The sequence below is a fragment of the Clostridium sp. NSJ-145 genome (assembly GCF_021044725.1).
Taxonomy (GTDB): domain Bacteria; phylum Bacillota; class Clostridia; order Clostridiales; family Clostridiaceae; genus Clostridium; species Clostridium disporicum_B.
On sequence record NZ_JAJNOS010000006.1, the window covers coordinates 17,065 to 36,323 of the forward strand.

A 19,259-nucleotide genomic window follows, 5' to 3' on the forward strand; every position below is an offset into this window, starting at 1 on the left:
TTAATGGTCATAGGTTGAAATTATAGTGTAAATTTATTAAAGATATATTTTTAGACACTATGTGGTAGTTTCATCCTTAACTATTAAAGCTTGATTCTTAACTGTTAACTAGAAGTGCTTCGCACTTTATTTTTTTAGATATTATTATTTAGTGATTTATAGATTGATTCATAAGCTTGTAACGTTAATTCAGCTGTTTTAGTCCAAGTGAAATTTTTACTATTACTATATCCTTTTTCAGAAAGTTCTTCACTTAAAGAAGAAGAATTTAATACTTTTAATATTGAGTTAGATAACTCATCTTTGTTGAATGGATCTATTAACAAAGCACAATCCTTAGTAACCTCAGGTATAGATGTTAAATTTGAAGTAATTACAGGAGCTTTACAGCTCATAGCCTCCAACGGAGGTAAACCAAAACCTTCATAAAGTGAAGGATATACAAATAAGCTACAACCATTATAAAAGAATGGTAAATCTTCATCAGGAACAAATCCAGTAAAAATAACGTTATTTTCAAGTCCGAGACCTTTACAGAATTCTTTTAATTTTTCACCTTCATCTTTTATAGAACCACATAATACTAATTTATATTTCTTTTTTAGTGATGAATAAATATCATTAAAAGAGAGAATAAGTTCTTTAACATTTTTTCTTGAACTAAAGCCACCTATATATAAAATGAAAGGAAAATCTATATTATATTTTTCTTTTAAAAAACTATTACAGATATCTTTTTCCATAGGGTAAAAGGATGAATTTGCAGCTAAAGGTGTTACAAAAATTTTATCTTCAGGAAAGCTTGGGAAAAATTTAAGTATATCCCTTTTAGAATATTCAGATACTGTAAGAATCCCTTTAGAATTTTCTATAATATATGGCATATCTTTTAAAAATCTTGTTAAATATCCTTTACCACAGGTTTCAGGCAGAGTATAAGGAATTAAATCATGAATTGTAACAACACAAGGAACAGGATAATCTTTTGATAAGCCAATTCCATTTTGAGGTATATGATGTAAATCTATATTATTACTTTGTAAGTAATTAGGGTAATAAAAATTTTCATAAAACATACCATGTCTTTTTGAAGTTAAAACAATATTAGTATTGCTTTTTTTAAATGCATCATAATTATCTCCAGCCCAAAATATAGTATATTCATTTTTATTATCAATAGTAATTAATTCTTTAAGTAGATTTGCTATATAAGTACCAATTCCTGAACCGTTATAAAGTGTAATACCTCGACCATCTATGGAGAGATTCATTAAATTTCACTCCTTAAAACTTTATAATATTAATAATATTATTTGAGATTTAATTATGTGATAGCAAACACAATAAAATATAGTATTCATATAATAAATAAGAAGAAAAATATAGGAGTTTGTTATGGATACTATCAATATAAGTAGGGTTATAGAAAATAATTACGATATAGATATACGCTACATTGAACAAATAAAAAATGCATATAAAATTGATTCAAAAGATAGAGGGTATTGTGTAAAAGTTATAGGATATAAATTCCCTCATTTTTATTTTATTTTATCTGCTATGAAACATTTGCAAAAAAAAGGATTTAAAACTGTTCCAAGTATAATAAAAACTAAAAATAATATGGATTTCATAAAATTAGGTGATAAATATGCATATTTAACAGAATGGATTCCATCTAGAATAAGCAATTATGATAATCCTATAGAACTTGCTAAAGTTGCTGAAAAGATAGGTGAACTTCATACTTGCAGTACAGGTTTTATATTAGATAGAAGAATGACACCAAGATATGGGTGGAATAAATGGATAAGTACTTTTAGTACAAGATGTGATGAAATGTTAGATTTTGCTCATAGAATTTCTCAAAAAGCTAAGAAATCTGAATTTGATAGATTGTATTTAGAGCATTTAGATGAAGAGTTAGAGAGAGGAATAGCCAGTATAAATGGATTAAAAAAGAGTAACTACTTCTATTTAATGAATAAAGAAATTATGAAATGTGGATTTTGCCATCATGATCTTGCTCATCATAATATATTAGTAGATAGGAATGGAGAACTTAATATTATTGATTTTGATTACTGTATATTAGATTCTCATATTCATGATTTAAGTTCTCTTATGATAAGGGCAATGAAAGATGGAAAATGGAGTAAAGAAAAAGCCGATTTAATATTAAACAATTATTCTATAAGTAATGAAGTAAAAGATGAAGAGTTAAATATAATGAAGTATTTTATAAAATTCCCTCAAGTTTTTTGGCAAGTTGGAATTCAATATTATTGGGAGCAACAATTGTGGGGAGAAGAATTTTTTGTAAGTAAATTAAAGAAATATTTAGATGATAGAGAAGAAAGAGAGGAGTTTTTAGAAGAGTATTTTAGATAGGTGGTGAACTTATGGATATAATAACTTATTTAAATAATAACAAGGTAATTATAGATGAAAATATTACTAGAAAAAGCGATAAAAATAGTATAGATATAAGTAGTCAGTTAGATCTAATTGTAATGATACAAAGTAGATTAATGAATAATAAGATAACAATAATACCTAGAATAAATAGTACAATTGGAAAAGATGTTGAAAATTTTAGAGTTCAGATTAAAAAAGTAGATAAACTATTGAATACTATAAACCTAAAGAATAATAAAAATGAATTTGATTTCTATCTTTTAGAAAAAGGAAATATAGCTTTAAATAGAGCAAAGACATCATTTGATGTTATGGATAATGAGAGTTATTTTGATCTTATAAGACGGAGTATGAATAATTATGAAATGTGCTTAGGAAGAGTAGATGAAGGAAATTTGAAACTTGCAGAAAATGAAATCTTAAAAATAAGAACAACAAAATATATATCATATAATTTAATAGAGCATGATTTATTTAATTATATTAAAAGGATAAAACGTAGAAATTTTAACATACAAATAGAAAAAGTAATTGATGAATTTGTATATAAATCATCATTATCAGAAAAAAGTAAAAATTATTTAACTGCCTTATGTAATTATCCATTTGAAACTATGAAGTTAATATATAAGTATAGAGGGTATGATGATAATGACTACGATGATTGGATTAAAAAGATTAATATGGCTATAGAGATAGATGGTGATGAGATAATATAAGGGGGAGAGTTAATTTGGTTAAAACCAGATATGTAGATAAAAATATATTGTGTGAATATGACTTTAAAGAAGAGTTCATAAATTTATTAGGAATAAAGATAAATGATGTAATTCCATTAAGAAAGGTATTTGTCTTATTCACAGATAAGGGCAAAAAAGTATTGAAGATAACAGATTCTACAAAAGATAGAATCGATTTTATAGATAAGGTATTAAAAATAATTGAGTCAGAATATCCAATGGTTTTAAAATACACTAGGAATACAAATGGAGATATAATAACCGTATGGAAAGGTAAGAAATATGTATTACTTGATATGGTAGAAGGAAGAGAGGCTACATTTACTAATCCTATTGAAGTGGAATTATGCACTAAAGCTATTGCAAAAATGCATATAGCCTCTAATAATATATTTAAAAATATTTCAGAAGAAGAGATAAAGAAAAATAGCGGTGAAAATTTAATTAATAAGATGGAAGAGGAATATTATACTTTATTACAACTAGAAGAGCTTGTTAACAAGTATAGATATAAAAATGAATTTGACAATTTGTTTTTACAAAATGTAGATAATGCAAAAAAAGACTTAATAAAGACTATAGAAGAATTGAAAAATAGTAGGTACGAAAGTTTGATTAACAATAAAGAGAATAGAGTGCTATGTCATAATGATTTGGCACATCATAACTTTATTATAGATGGAGATAAAGTAAATATTATAGATTTTGATTATTGTAGCATTGATATGAGAATAGTAGATATTTATGGATATGCTATGAAGGTAATTAAGAATTTAGCATATAACGAAGAAATAATAGAACTAATTATAAAATCATATGATGAAGTGAATAAGTTAGAGAAAGAAGAGGTAGAAATATTAAGAAAATTAATTAATTATCCTAAAGATTTTATAAGTATTGCAACTGATTACTATTTTAAACAAAAAGCTTGGAGTGAAGAAGTATTTTTAAGCAGACTAAAAAATAAATTAGAAATAGATAAATTTAGGATAGAATTTTTAAATAATTAAATATTTATTAGCAATAAATAAAAAGGGCTAGCAATGCTAGCCCTTTTAAATTAAGAGATTACAGTATAGCAAATTTAGTTTTAAATAATAACAATGCATAATTAAACTCCAATTATAGATTTATATGCTGAAATAGTATCTTTGGCCGTATTTAACCATGAATATTTCGAGCAGTTGCTTAAACCACATTTAATCATAGAATTTTTTAAATTATCATCAGATAGTAATTCCTCCATAGATAAATTTAAAGCATCTATATCATGAGGATCTACTAATAATGCTGAACCAGAGCAAATTTCAGGGATAGACGTTACATTTGATGCTATAACAGGAGTACCACAAGCCATAGCTTCTAGTGGAGGTAATCCAAATCCCTCATAAAAAGATGGATAAACTAAGAATTCACAAGCATTATAAAATAATGGTAGGTGATCTAAAGGAATAAAATCGGTAAATATTACAGAATTTTTGATTCCTAAGTCTTCAGCTCGCTTCATATATATACTATAGGAAATACCTTTTTTACCTGTAATAACAACGTAAAGATTTTCTCTTAGCTTAGGATCTAAAAGAGAGAAAGCTTCTAATATACCGATAATATTTTTTCGTGGGCTATAGCCACCTACGTAAAGTATAAAGTTTTTATCGATATTATATCTATTTTTTAAAAAGTTCTTGCATGACTTTTTATCTAATGGTTTATAAATATCCTCTGCACCTAAATAAGTAACAAAAATTTTTTCTTTAGGAAAATTAAATTCCTTTGCTATATCATCTTTAGAAAATTGAGAAACAGTTATTATACCATCACAGTTTTCGATTATTTTAGGTAATTGATTATTAAAGATATTAAGATATCTATCACTGACAGTTTCAGGCATTCTTAAAGGGATTATATCATGAAGTGTTATAGTTTTTAGGCAATTAATATTTTCTGCAAGTCCAACACCATTTTGAGGAACGTGATATAAATCTATGTCAGTATTATTTAATATATTAGGGGCATTGACTTCATCCCAAAAGTTAGAGTTAGGAGATTCTTCGATTAATTTTGTTGCAAAGTTATTATTTAGTTTGAGGTCTGTATTTTGAGGAAGAAATAATAGATAGTTATTAATATTATCAATCTTATTTATATTACTTATAAGTTGATAAGTATATGTTCCTATCCCTGTACCTCTATACCACTTTGCAGCTCTTCCATCAATACCTATATTCATAATTAAATCCTTTCAATATAGTTTTAATTTATTATATTAAATAAAGTAAAAAAACGTTAATAAAAGAATTGAATAGTACATATAAATATATAAGGGGGTGAGAGTTATGATGAGGGAGTTTGAAGTAGAAAGACAATTTGGAATTAAAATCGATAATATTAAAGCTAACAAAGGAGTATACTATTTAAAAACCAACAAAGGTGAAAGGTGTTTAAAGAAGATAAATTATGGCCCTCAAAAGCTTTTATTTGTATATGGAGCTAAGGAGCATCTTATAAAAAATGGTTTTAAAAATGTAGATAGGTATTTTTTGAACATAGATGGGGAGCCCTATGCATTAGTTAATGAGGACTTATATACTTTGTCTGAATGGCTAGAGGGTAGGGAATGTGATTTTCATAACATAGAAGACGTAAAAATTGCGGCTAGAACACTTGCAAAATTACATGAAGCATCAAAAGGATATGATCCACCAGAAAATTCCAAGTTAAAAACCGACTTGGGGAGATGGCCTACATTAATGGCAAAGAGGGTTAAATCTTTAGATAAGATGAGAGATATGGTAAGAAAGAAAAATAATAAGAGTAGCTTTGACCTGTTATATATAAAATCATTAGATTTTTATAAAAAGATAGGTAAAGAGGCTTTAAAAACTTTAGAAGAATCTGAATATGAAGCATTATGCGCTGTAGCAGAGAATGAAAAGGGATTTTGTCATCATGATTATACTTATCATAATATTATAATTGGACAAGATAACGAGATAAGTGTAATTGATTTTGATTATTGCAAGAGAGAAATAAGAACATTTGATATTTCAAATTTTATGACAAAGGTTTTAAAGAGATGTAATTGGAATATAGATTTTGCAACAGCTATAATTGATTCTTATAATGAAGAGTCACCTTTAAAAGAAGAGGAATATAAAGTACTTTTTGCATATTTACAATTTCCACAAAGATATTGGAGATTAGCAAATAGATATTATTATAATGAAGTAAATTGGGGTCAAAACACCTTTGCTAGTAAATTAGAAGGTATAATAAATGAGCAAGAAGAATATCTTAAATTCTTAGAACAATTTAAGAATAATTATGATATCAAATAAAGCATCGTTATTTTAACGATGCTTTATTTGAGTCAAAATTAGTAAAAAAACATATTATAAAATGATAGTAACTTTAAGCGAGGTAGAGATGCAAATAGGAGATATTGTCGTAAGAAAATCCTATGATAAAGATATTACATTTAAAATAATTGATATAAAAGAAGAAAAAGGTCAAGCTATTTATATTTTAAAAGGAATTAGTATAAGAATAATTGCGGATTCTTCTGTTGATGATTTAGAACAAGTAGATTCAGCTTTTATAGGAACAAAGGAAAAGATATTAAATACAAGGGTAAATGAAGCTATAAATAAAGCTATAGGGCTTAGAGGTGATTTGGCAGCGAGGGAAGCGATAATGTCAAGGGGGAGTAAAAGTCAAAAACAAAATCCAAATAAAGAATTAATGTTTGGACGACCCGGGAAGATACTCCACATTGACGGTGATAAAGATTATTTAGAAACTTGTTTAAAAGTATATAAGCAATTATCCTTAGATGCAGTTGGGAGAGCTATTCCAGAAAAAGAACAATGGAATTGCGTAGTTGATTTAGTAAAAGAAATAAAACCAGATATAGTCGTATTAACAGGTCATGATAGTGTTTTAAAGAAAACTGATGATTTTTTAGATTTGGACAATTATAGAAACTCTAGATATTATATAGATGCAGTTAAGGCACTAAGAAATTATAATTCTAGTTATGATGAATTAGTTATTTTTGCTGGTGCATGCCAATCATGTTATGAGTGCTTATTAGATGCAGGAGCAAATTTTGCAAGTTCTCCAAGTAGAGTATTAATACATTGTCTTGATCCCGTATTTGTATGTGAAAAAATTGCATATTCAAGAATAGATACGGTTGTATCAATTACAGACGTAATAGATAGTACAATAACAGGAATAAGAGGAATTGGGGGATTGCAAACAAGAGGAAAATACAGAGAAGGATATCCTAGATCTCCATTTGTATAAAGTGCGAAGCACTTTGGTGAAAAGTTTGACTTCGTAAAAGGGGAAAAGTCAGCTAAAGCTGAGATGAAAATGTCACTTCGTGACAGAGAAAATATTGCATTTGGCAATAGTGAAAAGTCTCTACATTAGTACCTTTCACTTTAACTCAAGTTAACTTTTCACCGCTACGCAAGTAGCCTTTTCACTTCGACGAAGTCGACCTTTCACCTGTGAGCTTCACGAACAATTTATTTCAAGTGTTCTTTAATCTATTTTGCGTACTAATTATATTTTAAAAAAATGTATAAAAGGTTAACAATATTCCCATAATATTAAATGTGGGAATTATTATTTTTATAAAAAAGTAAAAGATTACATTGACATTGTATCTAACACGTGATAAAATAATATATTTGATTTGACTAAAAATACCAAATATGTTATAATATATTAAAAGGAGGGTGTTTATATGGAGTTAAACAAAACTATCGCTACCATTAAAAAAGATATACAAAATCATTTAGGTGAAAAAGTTACTCTTAAAGCTAATGGTGGTAGAAAAAAGATTTTAGTTAACGACGGAGTAATAGAGAGTGTTCATCCAAGTATTTTCGTAGTTAGGCTAGAAAACGACACCCAAAGGACAGTGACATACAGTTATTCAGATGTTTTAACAAAAACAGTACTGTTATATTATCCTGTATAAACAAAAGCTTCGATATTTATCGAAGCTTTTGTTTATTAAAAAAAAAGAAAGATGGCGGGTATCCATCTTTCAACTATGGTATAAAAGGGTATTGAGAATTTATGAGAGGTTATATGGTCAATAACCATCTTTATAATACGACATATTTAAACAATAGTCAACAACTTATTTAAAAAAAATAAAAAAAAATTAAAAAAAGTTCTGATAAAACCTAAAATTCGACACAATATATGTAATTATAATACTTAAAAGTAAATATATGAAATAAATTGAAATTTAAAATATAAATAAAAAAAGAAACAGTTTATATATTTTAGAATAAATATATATTTAGAGAAATATATATTAAATAGTAGTTATACTATGGGAGGGATATGATGTCACAAATAGATGTTATAAAAGAGAATGTTCAATATGAACAACTACTAAGAGAAGGCTCAACTAATCATGTTCTCAAAGGGGAATATTTAATTAAGGATTCACATCCAGATGCACATCAGATTTTAGGGGTAGATGCAAAAGCAACTGTAACCAATAAAGAGATACTTGCAGATAAAGTAATGATTGAAGGACAAATAAATTATTCTGTATTATATCTGTCTGAAGATGAAAGCGGAACACAAAGAGTTGATTCTGTTAATTTATCTGAAAAATTTGCCGATTATCTTGAACTTAATAATGAAGAACATAAAATCCTTTGTGATGTAGAGTGTGTAATTGAACATATTCAAGCTAACATAATGAATGAAAGAAAGATTTCTATTGATGGAGTAAGATCAACTAAGTGGAATATTTATAAAATACAAGATCTTGAATTTGTAAAGGATATTGAAGGTAGTGGAGATGTACAAGTTCAAAGAAAAAATGAAGAATTAAATCAAGTTAAAGGTCAAAAAGATATTGAATTTATAGGAAAATCACTTATAAAAGTTACTATGGATAAACCAGAAGTTGATGAAATCTTGAAGTATTCTATGATGTTACACAAAAAGGAAGTTAAGTTAGGAGAAAATAAAGTTTACTTTGGATGTTATTGCAAAATAGAAGTACTATATAAAGGCAGAGATTCAGAAGATTTAGTAGTATTACAAGATGATGTTTATTTATCTAAGGAAGAAGAATTAGTGGGTGCTAATAGTGAAATGATGACATCCCACAATATAGATGTAGTTAATAGCGATTGTACTGTAATGCCTGATGATTTGGGCGAAAATAGAAACATAAGCATTGAGTTCGTAGCTAGAGGTGATGTTAAGGTCATGTCTAGAGAAAGTGTAGAAGTAGTAAAAGATGCGTATTCACCAACAGTTACAATGGACCTAGTTGAAAATAACTGTGAGATTGGAGTAGTTCATGGAAACATGACAACTGATCTTATATTAAAAGATAATTTATACTTAAAGGATGAAAATGAAAGATTAGGAAATATTATTATGGTTTATGGTTGTCCTGTTATAACTGATAAGACAGCTGAAGAAGATAAAGTAAAGATTGAAGGTATAATTAAAGTATCTGCTTTATATAAAACTGCTGATGAGGGCTATAAAGTTGATATGTGTAATGGAGAAATACCTTTCACATCAGTATTAGATATAAAAGGAACTAAGCCAGACATGAATGTTATAGCTAAAGTTCAATTAGAATCTATAGATGGAACAATAGAGGCTAATACTATAGCTATTAGAGCTACGTTATCAGTTTCAGTAAATGTATTATACAATGTTAACAAGGAATGGATTGTAGATGTAGTTCAAAATAAAGAAGAAAAGAAAGAAAAGAAATCATCTGTTACAATTTATGTTGTTAACAAAGGTGATACTTTATGGGAATTAGCTAAGAAGTTCAATACTACTATGGATGAATTGATAAGGGTTAACGATATGGAGAATCCAGACTCTATTAATATTGGACAAAGAATTATAATTCCTGGAAGAGCAATTTTTTAGTTACCAGTTAAAAGTTAATAATTAAGAATAAATTAAAAGGTAATTGCTGAAATTAAGCAATTACCTTTTAATTTATGATTTTGAATAATATGGTTTAGGAATGGATAAAATAGTGAATGTGTGATTTGAGGTGAAAATATGGATGAAAAAATAGAAGGAAATTTAATAATAATAGGAGGCGCAGAAGATAAAAAAGGTGATAAAGAGATATTAAAGCGTGTAGCTGATTTTATAAATAAAGATACTGATATGCTATTAATAGCTACTATAGCAACTGAATGTCCGGACGAAAGTTATAGTAAATATAATAAAGTTTTTTCAGGTCTTGGAATAAAGAATATAGAAAAATTAGATATAACTAATAGAGAAGATGCGTGTAATAAGAAGAATGTAGATTTAATAAAAAGATGTAATTTATTATTTTTTACAGGTGGAGATCAGCTTAGAATAACAAGTATTTTAGGTGGAACTCCAGTGTATGATGCATTGAAGGATATTTGTAGTGAAGGGAAAGTAATAGCTGGTACTTCTGCAGGAGCTTCTGTTATGAGTCATACAATGATAGTTCAAGGAGAAGACGAGGAGTCACCAAGAAAATGCACATTAAAAATGTCACCTGGATTAGGGCTAATTGATAGTGTAATAATAGATCAACACTTTGCTCAAAGGGGAAGAATAGGAAGGTTATTAACAGCTGTAGCTCAAAATCCAGAAGTTTTAGGAATTGGAATAGATGAAGATACTGCAATAGTGGTAAGTGATAAAGGCATTGCAGAAGTAATAGGATCAGGGGCAGTATATTTTTTAGATGGAAGTTCAATAATATATAGCAATGTATCAGAACAATACTGTGATGAAGTTTTAAGTATGTTTAATGTTAAACTTCATGTTTTAAAGGAAGGTAATAAATTTGATTTAATTAAAAAAGTACCTTTCGAGGAGGATAATTTAAAAAATGAAAATACTAAGTAGTAACATTTATGAGGGGAAGAATATATACTCACATAAAAAGTGTATAAGACTTGATGTCGATTTAGAAGGATATTGTGAAACGCCTAGCAAGGATATAAATGGATTTAACGAGAGTTTAGTAAAAATGATTCCAGAATTATATACTCATAGGTGTGGAATAGATGAAGATGGAGGGTTTGTAAAAAGGCTTAAGGAAGGTACATATTTAGCTCATATATGTGAACATATCATTATTGCAATACAAAATATAATTGGTATAGATGTTGCTTATGGAAAAGCAAGAGAAGTAGAAGGCGATATATATCAAATAATATATCAATATAAATACCCTAAAGCAGGTATAGAATCTGCAAAATTAGCTATTGATATAATAAATGGATTAATTAGTGGCATGGTTATAGATTTTAAAAGTAGAATATTGATTATAAAAGAAATATTAAATGATGAGCTAATTGGACCTAGTACTTTAGCAATATGCGAAGCTGCTCAAAAGCATGGATTACCAGTTATGAAGTTGGGAAGCAGCAATTTTTATCAAATAGGTTATGGGAAGCAAGGGAGAGTTATAGAAGCGTCAATTACAAGTAATACTGGTTGTATTTCAGCTGATATATCTTGTGACAAATTACTAACTAAAGAATTATTATATTTGCAAAATTTACCTGTAGCTAGAGGTGCTAAAGTATGTAATGTAATAAATTTATTAAAGGAAGCAGAAAGAATAGGATATCCTTTAGTATTAAAACCTCAGTATGGAAATAAAGGTAAAGGCGTTATTATAGGAATAAAAAATGAAAAAGAGCTTATTATAGCTTATCAAAAATTAATAAATGAGTTTGATGATATTATACTAGAAGAATATTGGGAGGGAGATGACTACAGAGTTTGTTTAGTAAACAATAAGGTAGTTGGTGTCTCTTTAAGAATACCACCATATATAATAGGTGATGGCAATAAGCGCATAGAAGAATTAATAGATGATTTAAATTCACACGAGTATAGAGGTGAAGGTCATGAAAAACCACTTACTAAAGTTAAGAAAGATAATATGCTTATTAACTTTATAAGTGAGCAAGGTTATTCATTAAGTAGTGTTTTAGAAAAAGATAAAAAATTATTATTAAGAAAAAATGCTAATTTATCTACAGGTGGTATAGCTATTGACTATACAGATAAAATATGTGAAGAAAATAAAGATATATGTATAAGAGCTGCTAAAACTATAGGATTAGATGTATGTGGCATAGATATATGTACGAAAGATATATCAAAAAGTATTATGAATAATAATGGGATAATAATGGAGGTAAATACTGCTCCAGGTTTAAGAATGCATATATACCCTTCTGAAGGAAAGAGTAGGGATGTCGGCGATGAAATAATTAAGATGATGTATAAAGAAGATATAAAGAATATACCTGTAGTATCAGTAAGTGGAACAAATGGAAAGACTACAACTACACGTCTTATAAATTATACCTTATGTAAACTTGGAATGTGTTCAGGAATGACTAGTACAGAAGGAATATTTATAAATAACAAATGTATAGATATTGGCGATGATACAGGAATGGATAGCGCAAAATGTGTACTATTAAATAAGGATGTAGATATAGCTGTACTTGAAACAGCTAGAGGTGGAATAATAAGAAAAGGATTAGCGTATGACTTAGCCGATGTAGCTGTAATAACAAACATAACAGAAGATCACTTAGGTTGCGATGGCGTGCAGGATATGGAAGATTTATGTTATGTAAAATCGTTGGTAGCAGAAGCTGTTAAGAAAGATGGGTATGTAATAATTAATGCTGACGATAAGTATAGTAATACAATTATAAATAGAATAAAGTCAAATATAATATATTTCTCTAAAGATTATAAAAACCCACTTATAATAAATAGTATTAGAGACGGTAAAACTGTAGTTTATTTAAAGGAAAGATATATCTGCATTAATAAGAAAAGAAGAGAATATAGAATAAGTAGTATTGATGATATTCCAATAATATTAAAAGGTGCATTGCAATTTAATATAGAAAATGTAATGGCTGCTTGTGCAGCGTTAATTGGATTAAATGTTGATTATAATATTATACAAGATTCAATTCAAAGTTTTGAGCTAAATTCAAGAGAGAACTATGGAAGATTTAATATTCATGAGTATAATGGAATTAAAATAATATTAGATTATGGTCATAATATAGAAGGATATAAGAAAGCTTTATCAGCAGTAAAAGAAATAACTGATGGTAAAGTAATAGGAGTAATAGGAGTTCCTGGAGATAGAAATAATGAATCAATAAAAGAGATTGGAAAAGTTAGTTCAAAATTTATTGATAAAATTATAATCAAAGAAGATAAAGATAAAAGAGGTAGAAAACCAGGTGAAATTGCAAAAGTTATAAAAGGTGGAATAGATAGTTGTAATAAATATGTTAGTGTAAAAATGGTATTAGATGAGGTAGAAGCTTTTAAAGAAGCTATAAGAGAGGCTACTATAGGAGATAGTATTATTGTTTTCTACGAAAAGATTGAACCTTTGATAGAAGTTATAGATAAATTAAATGAAAATAAAAACTCTAATGCTGTAATTAGTTCGATTTAACAAATACGTAAATCTAACAGATATTTACGAGAAATAAAATAACTTATATAATATAATTTATAACATGATAAATAAAGTTCGGGTTAATACCTGAACTTTATTTAGAATATATAGTAAAAGTTGAAAGGAACTGAAAGAGATGAAAATGAAAGCTTATGCCAAAGTGAATATTTCTCTAGATATAGTTGGAAAAAGAGATGACGGATATCATCTTTTAAGAATGATAATGCAAAATATAGATTTATACGATGAAATTATTGTAGAAAAGAATAATAAAGATATTATTATAGAGTGTAATAAAAATTATGTACCAACAGATTCAAGAAATCTTGCTTATAAGGCAGCGATAGCTTTTAAAGAAAGATATAATATCGCAGAAGGGGTAAAAATAAAAATATTTAAAAATATTCCAGTTTCGGCAGGTTTAGCTGGCGGAAGTACTGATGCAGCAACAGTATTGAAAATAATGAATAAGTTATTTGAAGTAAATGCTTCAGATGAAGAACTTATGGAATTAGGATTGAAACTAGGTGCTGATGTACCTTATTGTATAAAAGGAGGAACAGCACTATGCGAAGGAATTGGAGAGATAATTACTCCATTAAATCCATTTAAAAATAAAATTATTGTTTTAGTAAAGCCTTCTTTTGGAGTATCTACTAAAGAAGTGTATAAGAATTTTAATATGGAAAAAGTAAAAAAACATCCAGAAACTGAAGAATTAATAAAGGCTATGGATGAAGATAATTTAAGATATGTTGCATATAATATGAAGAATTTATTAGAAAATGTAACTTTGAAAAAGCATAAGGTTTTAATTGATTTAAAAGAAGAAATGAATAAATATGGAGCAATAAATTCTATGATGAGTGGAAGTGGTCCAACGGTGTTTGCTTTTTTTGATGATATGCTTAAAGCACAAAAATGTTTTGAGAAAATGAAAGAAAAATATAATGAAGTATTTTTAACAAGAACTATATAAAAAATAAATAGCAAAATGAATAATCCCCTATAAATTGGAAATAATTAAGCTAGAGGGGGTTATCTTTATGAAAAAAAATATGTTTAATTTTATTATAATAGTATTTATTGTTACTTTATTTGGAGGATGTTCTTTAGGAAATAATGAAGCATCTTTAGATTTAAGAGAGTTAAATTATGAAGAAGTTGCGGACAAGCTAATTAGATTTCATGTAATAGCTAATAGTGATTCTGAAGAAGATCAAGCATTAAAATTAAAAGTTAGAGATAAAATAATAGATAAGATGTCTATAAAACTTGAAAGTGTTGAAAGTTTAGATGATGCAAGGGAAATATTAAATTCGAGTATAGAAGAAGTTAATAGTATAGCTAAAGAGGTAATTGCCGAAGAAGGTTTTGATTATGATGTAAAGACTATGTTGTCAAATGAGAATTTTCCAGATAAGATATATGGAGATTATATATTTCCTCAAGGTAATTATGAGGCTTATAGAGTAATAATAGGAAGTGGAGAAGGTCAAAATTGGTGGTGTGTAATGTTTCCACCATTATGTTTTGTTGATGAGAGCAAAAATATAGTTGATACAAAAAAATTAGACGAAAATATAGCTAATATAGAAGGTAAAACTGAGGAAAATAAAAAAGATAATGATAAGCAAGTTATATTTAAGTTTAAGGTAGTAGAGGTTTTTGACAAAATATTTAACTAGTAGAGGAGTGCTAATATGACAAAGGCGTTAGCTATGATTTCAGGTGGGTTAGACAGTATACTAGCCGCAAAACTTATAAAAGAACAAGGTATAGAGGTAATTGGTATTTGTTTTAGATCTTATTTCTTTAGCGAAGAAAGTGCTAAAAAGATGACAAAACAAATAGATATTCCATTAGTGGTAGTTGATTTTTCTAATGAACATTTAGATATGGTTAAAAATCCTAAGCATGGAAGAGGTAAAAACATGAATCCATGTATAGATTGTCATGCTATGATGATGAATTATGCTGGAAAGCTATTAGAAGAATACAAAGCAGATTTTATTATAACAGGTGAGGTTTTAAATCAAAGACCTATGTCTCAAAACAGACAAGCATTAAATATTGTAAAAAAAGAATCAGGTTTTGCAAATAAGATTTTAAGACCATTATGTGCTAAAAATTTAGATCCTACAGAAATGGAGCTAAGTGGATTAGTTGATAGAGAAAAGTTATTAGATATATCAGGAAGAAGTAGAAAAGCTCAAATGGAACTTGCTGAAAAGTGGGGAATAACTGAATATCCATCACCAGCAGGTGGATGTAAATTAACTGAACCTAACTATGCCTTAAGATTAAAGGATTTATTGGATTATAAAAATGAAGTAGAAGAAGATGAATTAAGTCTTTTAAGATATGGTAGACATTTTAGAACCAAGGATAATAATAAGATAATAGTAGCTAGAACTAAAGATGAAGGTGATATGATTAAAAATCATATAGATGGAAGTTATTATTCATTCCATACTTCAGACTTTTCAGGGGCACTTGTATTATTACAAGGGGAAGGAACAGAAGAAGATAGAAAGTTAGCTGCAAGAATATCAGGAAGATATAGTAAGGGTAGAACGGAAAAAGTACTTAAAGTTAAATTTGGAAAGTATGGAAGTAAGTTTAATTCTGAAATAGAAGTAGAACCTATAAGTGATGAGGAATTACAAGAGTACATAGTATCAGTTAAGTAGGAGGAAATTATGGAGAAGAATGCAATAATTCAAGTGAAAAGTTTTTCTGATATAGATGAAAGTGATGCAATTGAAGTTATTACTCCAGGGAAATTTATAGTGAAAGAAAGTTCGTATGAAATTATATATGAAGAATCAGAGATTTCTGGAATGAAGGGAACAACGACAAATCTTAAAATTGAAGAAGATAGATTTGTTTTAGAAAGAGTTGGTACAACATGTACTACTATGGAATTTAAAATAGGAGAAATGGGATTATCATTATACAATACACCATATGGTATGTTACATTTACATATAGATACGAAGATATTAGATATAAATATAGATGAGAATGGTGGATTTATTTATGCTAAGTATCTTTTAAGTGCAGAAGGACAACCGCCTATAACAACAGAGATAAAGGTAAAGATAAAAGTTCAATAGTAAAAATGGAAAAAGTGGCTTTATGCCACTTTTTTTGTATAAATGAAAGTTTTATGGGGATAAATTAAATAAGTGGTTATTGAAGTTAATAAAGATATGTTTTTGTCTATAGTTTGATTTAGAGGTGATAAATATAGAAAAGTATAGAGTTGTGGTAGATGTATTATGTAAATATTATAAAATAACTAATTTTGATTTATTATATTTACTCAAAAATAAAGAGTGTAAATATTTATTTTTATTACTATTAAAAGAATATGGATGTTTAGAAAAAGATAAGCTTATAGATGAGCTGATGTTTAGTAGTAATAAGAGTATAAATTATAATTTGAAGAAAGCTGAAGAAAGATTGCTTATTAATAAGCAATTCAGGGATAATTACGTAATTTTAGATAAAACAATAAAAAATGACTAATAAAAGACATTGATAAAGAATAAAATATTATGATATCATAGAAAAATATTGATTCACCTCACTTATTTATAGAGTGAGGTATTTTAAATTATACTAAATATAAAATCAATAGTCAATAGAAAAATTGAGTTTTTTATTTGAATTTTTATAGTTATTAAATGCTAATTTTATTTATTTAGGAGGAAATATAAATGAGTACTAAATATGTTTTTGTTACAGGTGGGGTTGTATCTTCATTAGGGAAGGGGATAACAGCAGCATCTCTAGGAAGATTATTAAAAAATAGAGGTCTAAAGGTATCAATTCAAAAATTTGATCCATATATAAATATAGATCCAGGAACAATGAGCCCATATCAACATGGAGAGGTTTTTGTTACTGATGATGGAGCAGAAACAGATTTAGATTTAGGACATTATGAAAGATTTATAGATGAAAATTTAACTAAAAATAGTAATGTAACTACTGGTAAGATATATTGGTCTGTAATATCTAAAGAAAGACGTGGTGAATATTTAGGAGGTACAGTTCAAGTTATACCACATATAACTAACGAGATAAAAGAAAGAGTTTATAAAGTTAGTAACGAACAAGATGTAGATGTAGTTATAACTGAAATAGGAGGAACTGTTGGGGACATAGAATCACTACCATTTCTTGAAGCTATAAGACAAATAAAATATGATGTAGGTAGAGAAAATGTATGCTTCATACATGTAACATTAGTTCCTTATTTAGGAAAATCAGGTGAACTTAAAACTAAACCGACTCAACACTCAGTTAAAGAATTAAGAAGTATAGGAATACAACCTGATATAATAGTTTGTAGGAGTGAACAAGAGATATCAGAGGAGCTAAGAGCTAAGATAGGTCTATTTTGTAATTTAGAAGCTAAATGTGTTATACAAAATTTAGATGCGGATCATTTATATGAAATTCCATTAATGCTTCATAAAGAAGGATTAGATAGATTAGTAGTTGAAAAGCTTGAGTTAGGCTGTAGAGATATAGATAATACTGAATGGATAGACATGGTTAATAAGATTAAAGTTATTAAAGATGAGGTTAATATAGCTTTAGTTGGTAAGTATGTAGAACTTCATGATGCATATATATCTGTTGTTGAGGCATTAAAGCATGGTGGCCTTTATAATGATTCAAATGTAAATATTAAATGGATAAATGCTGAAGATGTTAAAACTAAAACAGCTGAAAAGCTATTTGATGATGTAAATGGAATACTTGTTCCAGGTGGATTTGGAGATAGAGGGGTAGAAGGTAAGATAGAAGCAATTAGATATGCTAGAGAAAATAATATACCTTTCTTAGGAATTTGCTTAGGAATGCAAACAGCAGTAATTGAATTTGCAAGAAATGTTCTTGGATATGAAGGTGCTAATAGTGCAGAGATTAACCCAAATACTAAGTATCCAGTTATTGATTTAATGAAAGATCAAGAGGATATAGAAGATTTAGGTGGAACAATGAGATTGGGAGCATATCCTTGTAATCTTGATAAAGAATCTAAATCGTATGAAAGCTATAAAAATGAATTAATATATGAAAGACATAGACATAGATATGAATTCAATAATGATTTTAGAAAAGCTATAATAGAAGCTGGAATGAATATAGTAGGGACGAGCCCAGATGGTAAATTGGTTGAAATTGTTGAAGTTAAAAATCATCCATGGTTTGTAGCAACTCAATTCCATCCAGAATTGAAATCAAGACCAAATAATCCACATCCTTTATTCATAGGATTTATAAATGCATCATTAAAAAATAATAAGTAATTAAATATATAGAGGAGCATAGATATTCTGTGCTTCTTTTTTGATGGTTGTTATAAAAAATAAAAAAAGGGATAAGCTTATAATATAAGTTTTTATTGTTTTTTATCTTTTATTGCTTCATAATTATATATACATAAGCAAAAGAGATAAATTTCTGCTTTATATAATCTAAATTATAGATAATAATTCAATTCACATATATCAGTTCTAGAGAGATAGTCTAAGAATTCCCTATGTAAAATAACAATTGGA

Annotated in this window: 17 protein-coding genes; 15 read left to right on the plus strand and 2 right to left on the minus strand. The window is 27.6% G+C overall.

Annotated elements, in window-relative coordinates:
* Window positions 1-134 precede the first annotated feature (134 nt).
* Window positions 135-1,271: a glycosyltransferase family 4 protein gene (locus LQE93_RS06645; RefSeq protein ID WP_231072720.1), complete on the minus strand. Its 1,137-nt coding sequence runs from the start codon at window positions 1,269-1,271 to the stop codon at window positions 135-137.
* Window positions 1,272-1,395: 124 nt separating this feature from the next.
* Here LQE93_RS06645 and LQE93_RS06650 point away from each other — a divergent pair, with 124 nt between their 5' ends.
* Genes LQE93_RS06650 through LQE93_RS06660 form a run of 3 tightly spaced genes read left to right on the plus strand, consistent with a single transcriptional unit; the run spans window position 1,396 to window position 4,168 of the window.
* Window positions 1,396-2,391 (plus strand): CotS family spore coat protein, encoded by a 996-nt coding sequence (locus tag LQE93_RS06650; RefSeq protein WP_231072728.1) that lies wholly within the window; start codon window positions 1,396-1,398, stop codon window positions 2,389-2,391.
* An 11-nt stretch (window positions 2,392-2,402) separates the two neighbouring features.
* A complete protein-coding gene (locus LQE93_RS06655) occupies window positions 2,403-3,137 on the plus strand; it encodes a hypothetical protein (protein ID WP_186838689.1) in 735 nt (244 codons plus the stop codon).
* Between the two features lie 14 nt (window positions 3,138-3,151).
* Window positions 3,152-4,168 carry a CotS family spore coat protein gene (locus LQE93_RS06660; protein WP_055265690.1) on the plus strand — a complete coding sequence of 339 codons (1,017 nt, stop codon included), beginning with the start codon at window positions 3,152-3,154 and terminating at the stop codon, window positions 4,166-4,168.
* A 101-nt stretch (window positions 4,169-4,269) separates the two neighbouring features.
* On the opposite strand, the gene LQE93_RS06665 is transcribed toward LQE93_RS06660, so the two are convergent.
* Window positions 4,270-5,388 (minus strand): glycosyltransferase family 4 protein, encoded by a 1,119-nt coding sequence (locus tag LQE93_RS06665; protein WP_231072737.1) that lies wholly within the window; start codon window positions 5,386-5,388, stop codon window positions 4,270-4,272.
* A 106-nt stretch (window positions 5,389-5,494) separates the two neighbouring features.
* Here LQE93_RS06665 and LQE93_RS06670 point away from each other — a divergent pair, with 106 nt between their 5' ends.
* From LQE93_RS06670 to LQE93_RS06725, 12 genes are all read left to right on the plus strand, one after another.
* Window positions 5,495-6,496, plus strand: a complete 1,002-nt coding sequence (locus tag LQE93_RS06670) for a CotS family spore coat protein (RefSeq protein ID WP_055265685.1) — start codon at window positions 5,495-5,497, stop codon at window positions 6,494-6,496.
* Window positions 6,497-6,584: 88 nt separating this feature from the next.
* Window positions 6,585-7,466 carry a sporulation peptidase YabG gene (gene yabG / locus LQE93_RS06675; protein ID WP_055265683.1) on the plus strand — a complete coding sequence of 294 codons (882 nt, stop codon included), beginning with the start codon at window positions 6,585-6,587 and terminating at the stop codon, window positions 7,464-7,466.
* Window positions 7,467-7,914: 448 nt separating this feature from the next.
* The gene (locus LQE93_RS06680) at window positions 7,915-8,151 is read left to right on the plus strand and encodes a Veg family protein (RefSeq protein WP_055265681.1); all 237 of its coding nucleotides are present in this window, start codon (window positions 7,915-7,917) and stop codon (window positions 8,149-8,151) included.
* A gap of 377 nt (window positions 8,152-8,528) precedes the next feature.
* Window positions 8,529-10,097, plus strand: a complete 1,569-nt coding sequence (locus LQE93_RS06685; protein ID WP_055265679.1) for a DUF3794 and LysM peptidoglycan-binding domain-containing protein — start codon at window positions 8,529-8,531, stop codon at window positions 10,095-10,097.
* A 138-nt stretch (window positions 10,098-10,235) separates the two neighbouring features.
* A complete protein-coding gene (locus tag LQE93_RS06690; protein ID WP_055265677.1) occupies window positions 10,236-11,069 on the plus strand; it encodes a cyanophycinase in 834 nt (277 codons plus the stop codon).
* On the plus strand, window positions 11,053-13,674 hold the full coding sequence (cphA, locus tag LQE93_RS06695) for a cyanophycin synthetase (RefSeq protein WP_231072739.1): 2,622 nt from the start codon (window positions 11,053-11,055) through the stop codon (window positions 13,672-13,674). Before LQE93_RS06690 ends, cphA begins: the two co-directional genes overlap by 17 nt.
* Window positions 13,675-13,813: 139 nt before the next feature.
* Window positions 13,814-14,656: a 4-(cytidine 5'-diphospho)-2-C-methyl-D-erythritol kinase gene (gene ispE / locus LQE93_RS06700; RefSeq protein WP_055265673.1), complete on the plus strand. Its 843-nt coding sequence runs from the start codon at window positions 13,814-13,816 to the stop codon at window positions 14,654-14,656.
* A 67-nt stretch (window positions 14,657-14,723) separates the two neighbouring features.
* Window positions 14,724-15,365, plus strand: a complete 642-nt coding sequence (gene spoIIR, locus LQE93_RS06705) for a stage II sporulation protein R (RefSeq protein ID WP_055265671.1) — start codon at window positions 14,724-14,726, stop codon at window positions 15,363-15,365.
* 15 nt (window positions 15,366-15,380) lie between these two features.
* A complete protein-coding gene (locus LQE93_RS06710; protein ID WP_055265669.1) occupies window positions 15,381-16,370 on the plus strand; it encodes a DUF814 domain-containing protein in 990 nt (329 codons plus the stop codon).
* Between the two features lie 9 nt (window positions 16,371-16,379).
* Window positions 16,380-16,796: a DUF1934 domain-containing protein gene (locus LQE93_RS06715; protein ID WP_055265667.1), complete on the plus strand. Its 417-nt coding sequence runs from the start codon at window positions 16,380-16,382 to the stop codon at window positions 16,794-16,796.
* 124 nt (window positions 16,797-16,920) lie between these two features.
* Window positions 16,921-17,211 carry a hypothetical protein gene (locus LQE93_RS06720; RefSeq protein ID WP_055265665.1) on the plus strand — a complete coding sequence of 97 codons (291 nt, stop codon included), beginning with the start codon at window positions 16,921-16,923 and terminating at the stop codon, window positions 17,209-17,211.
* Window positions 17,212-17,402: 191 nt separating this feature from the next.
* A complete protein-coding gene (locus LQE93_RS06725) occupies window positions 17,403-19,007 on the plus strand; it encodes a CTP synthase (protein WP_231072741.1) in 1,605 nt (534 codons plus the stop codon).
* Window positions 19,008-19,259 lie beyond the last annotated feature (252 nt).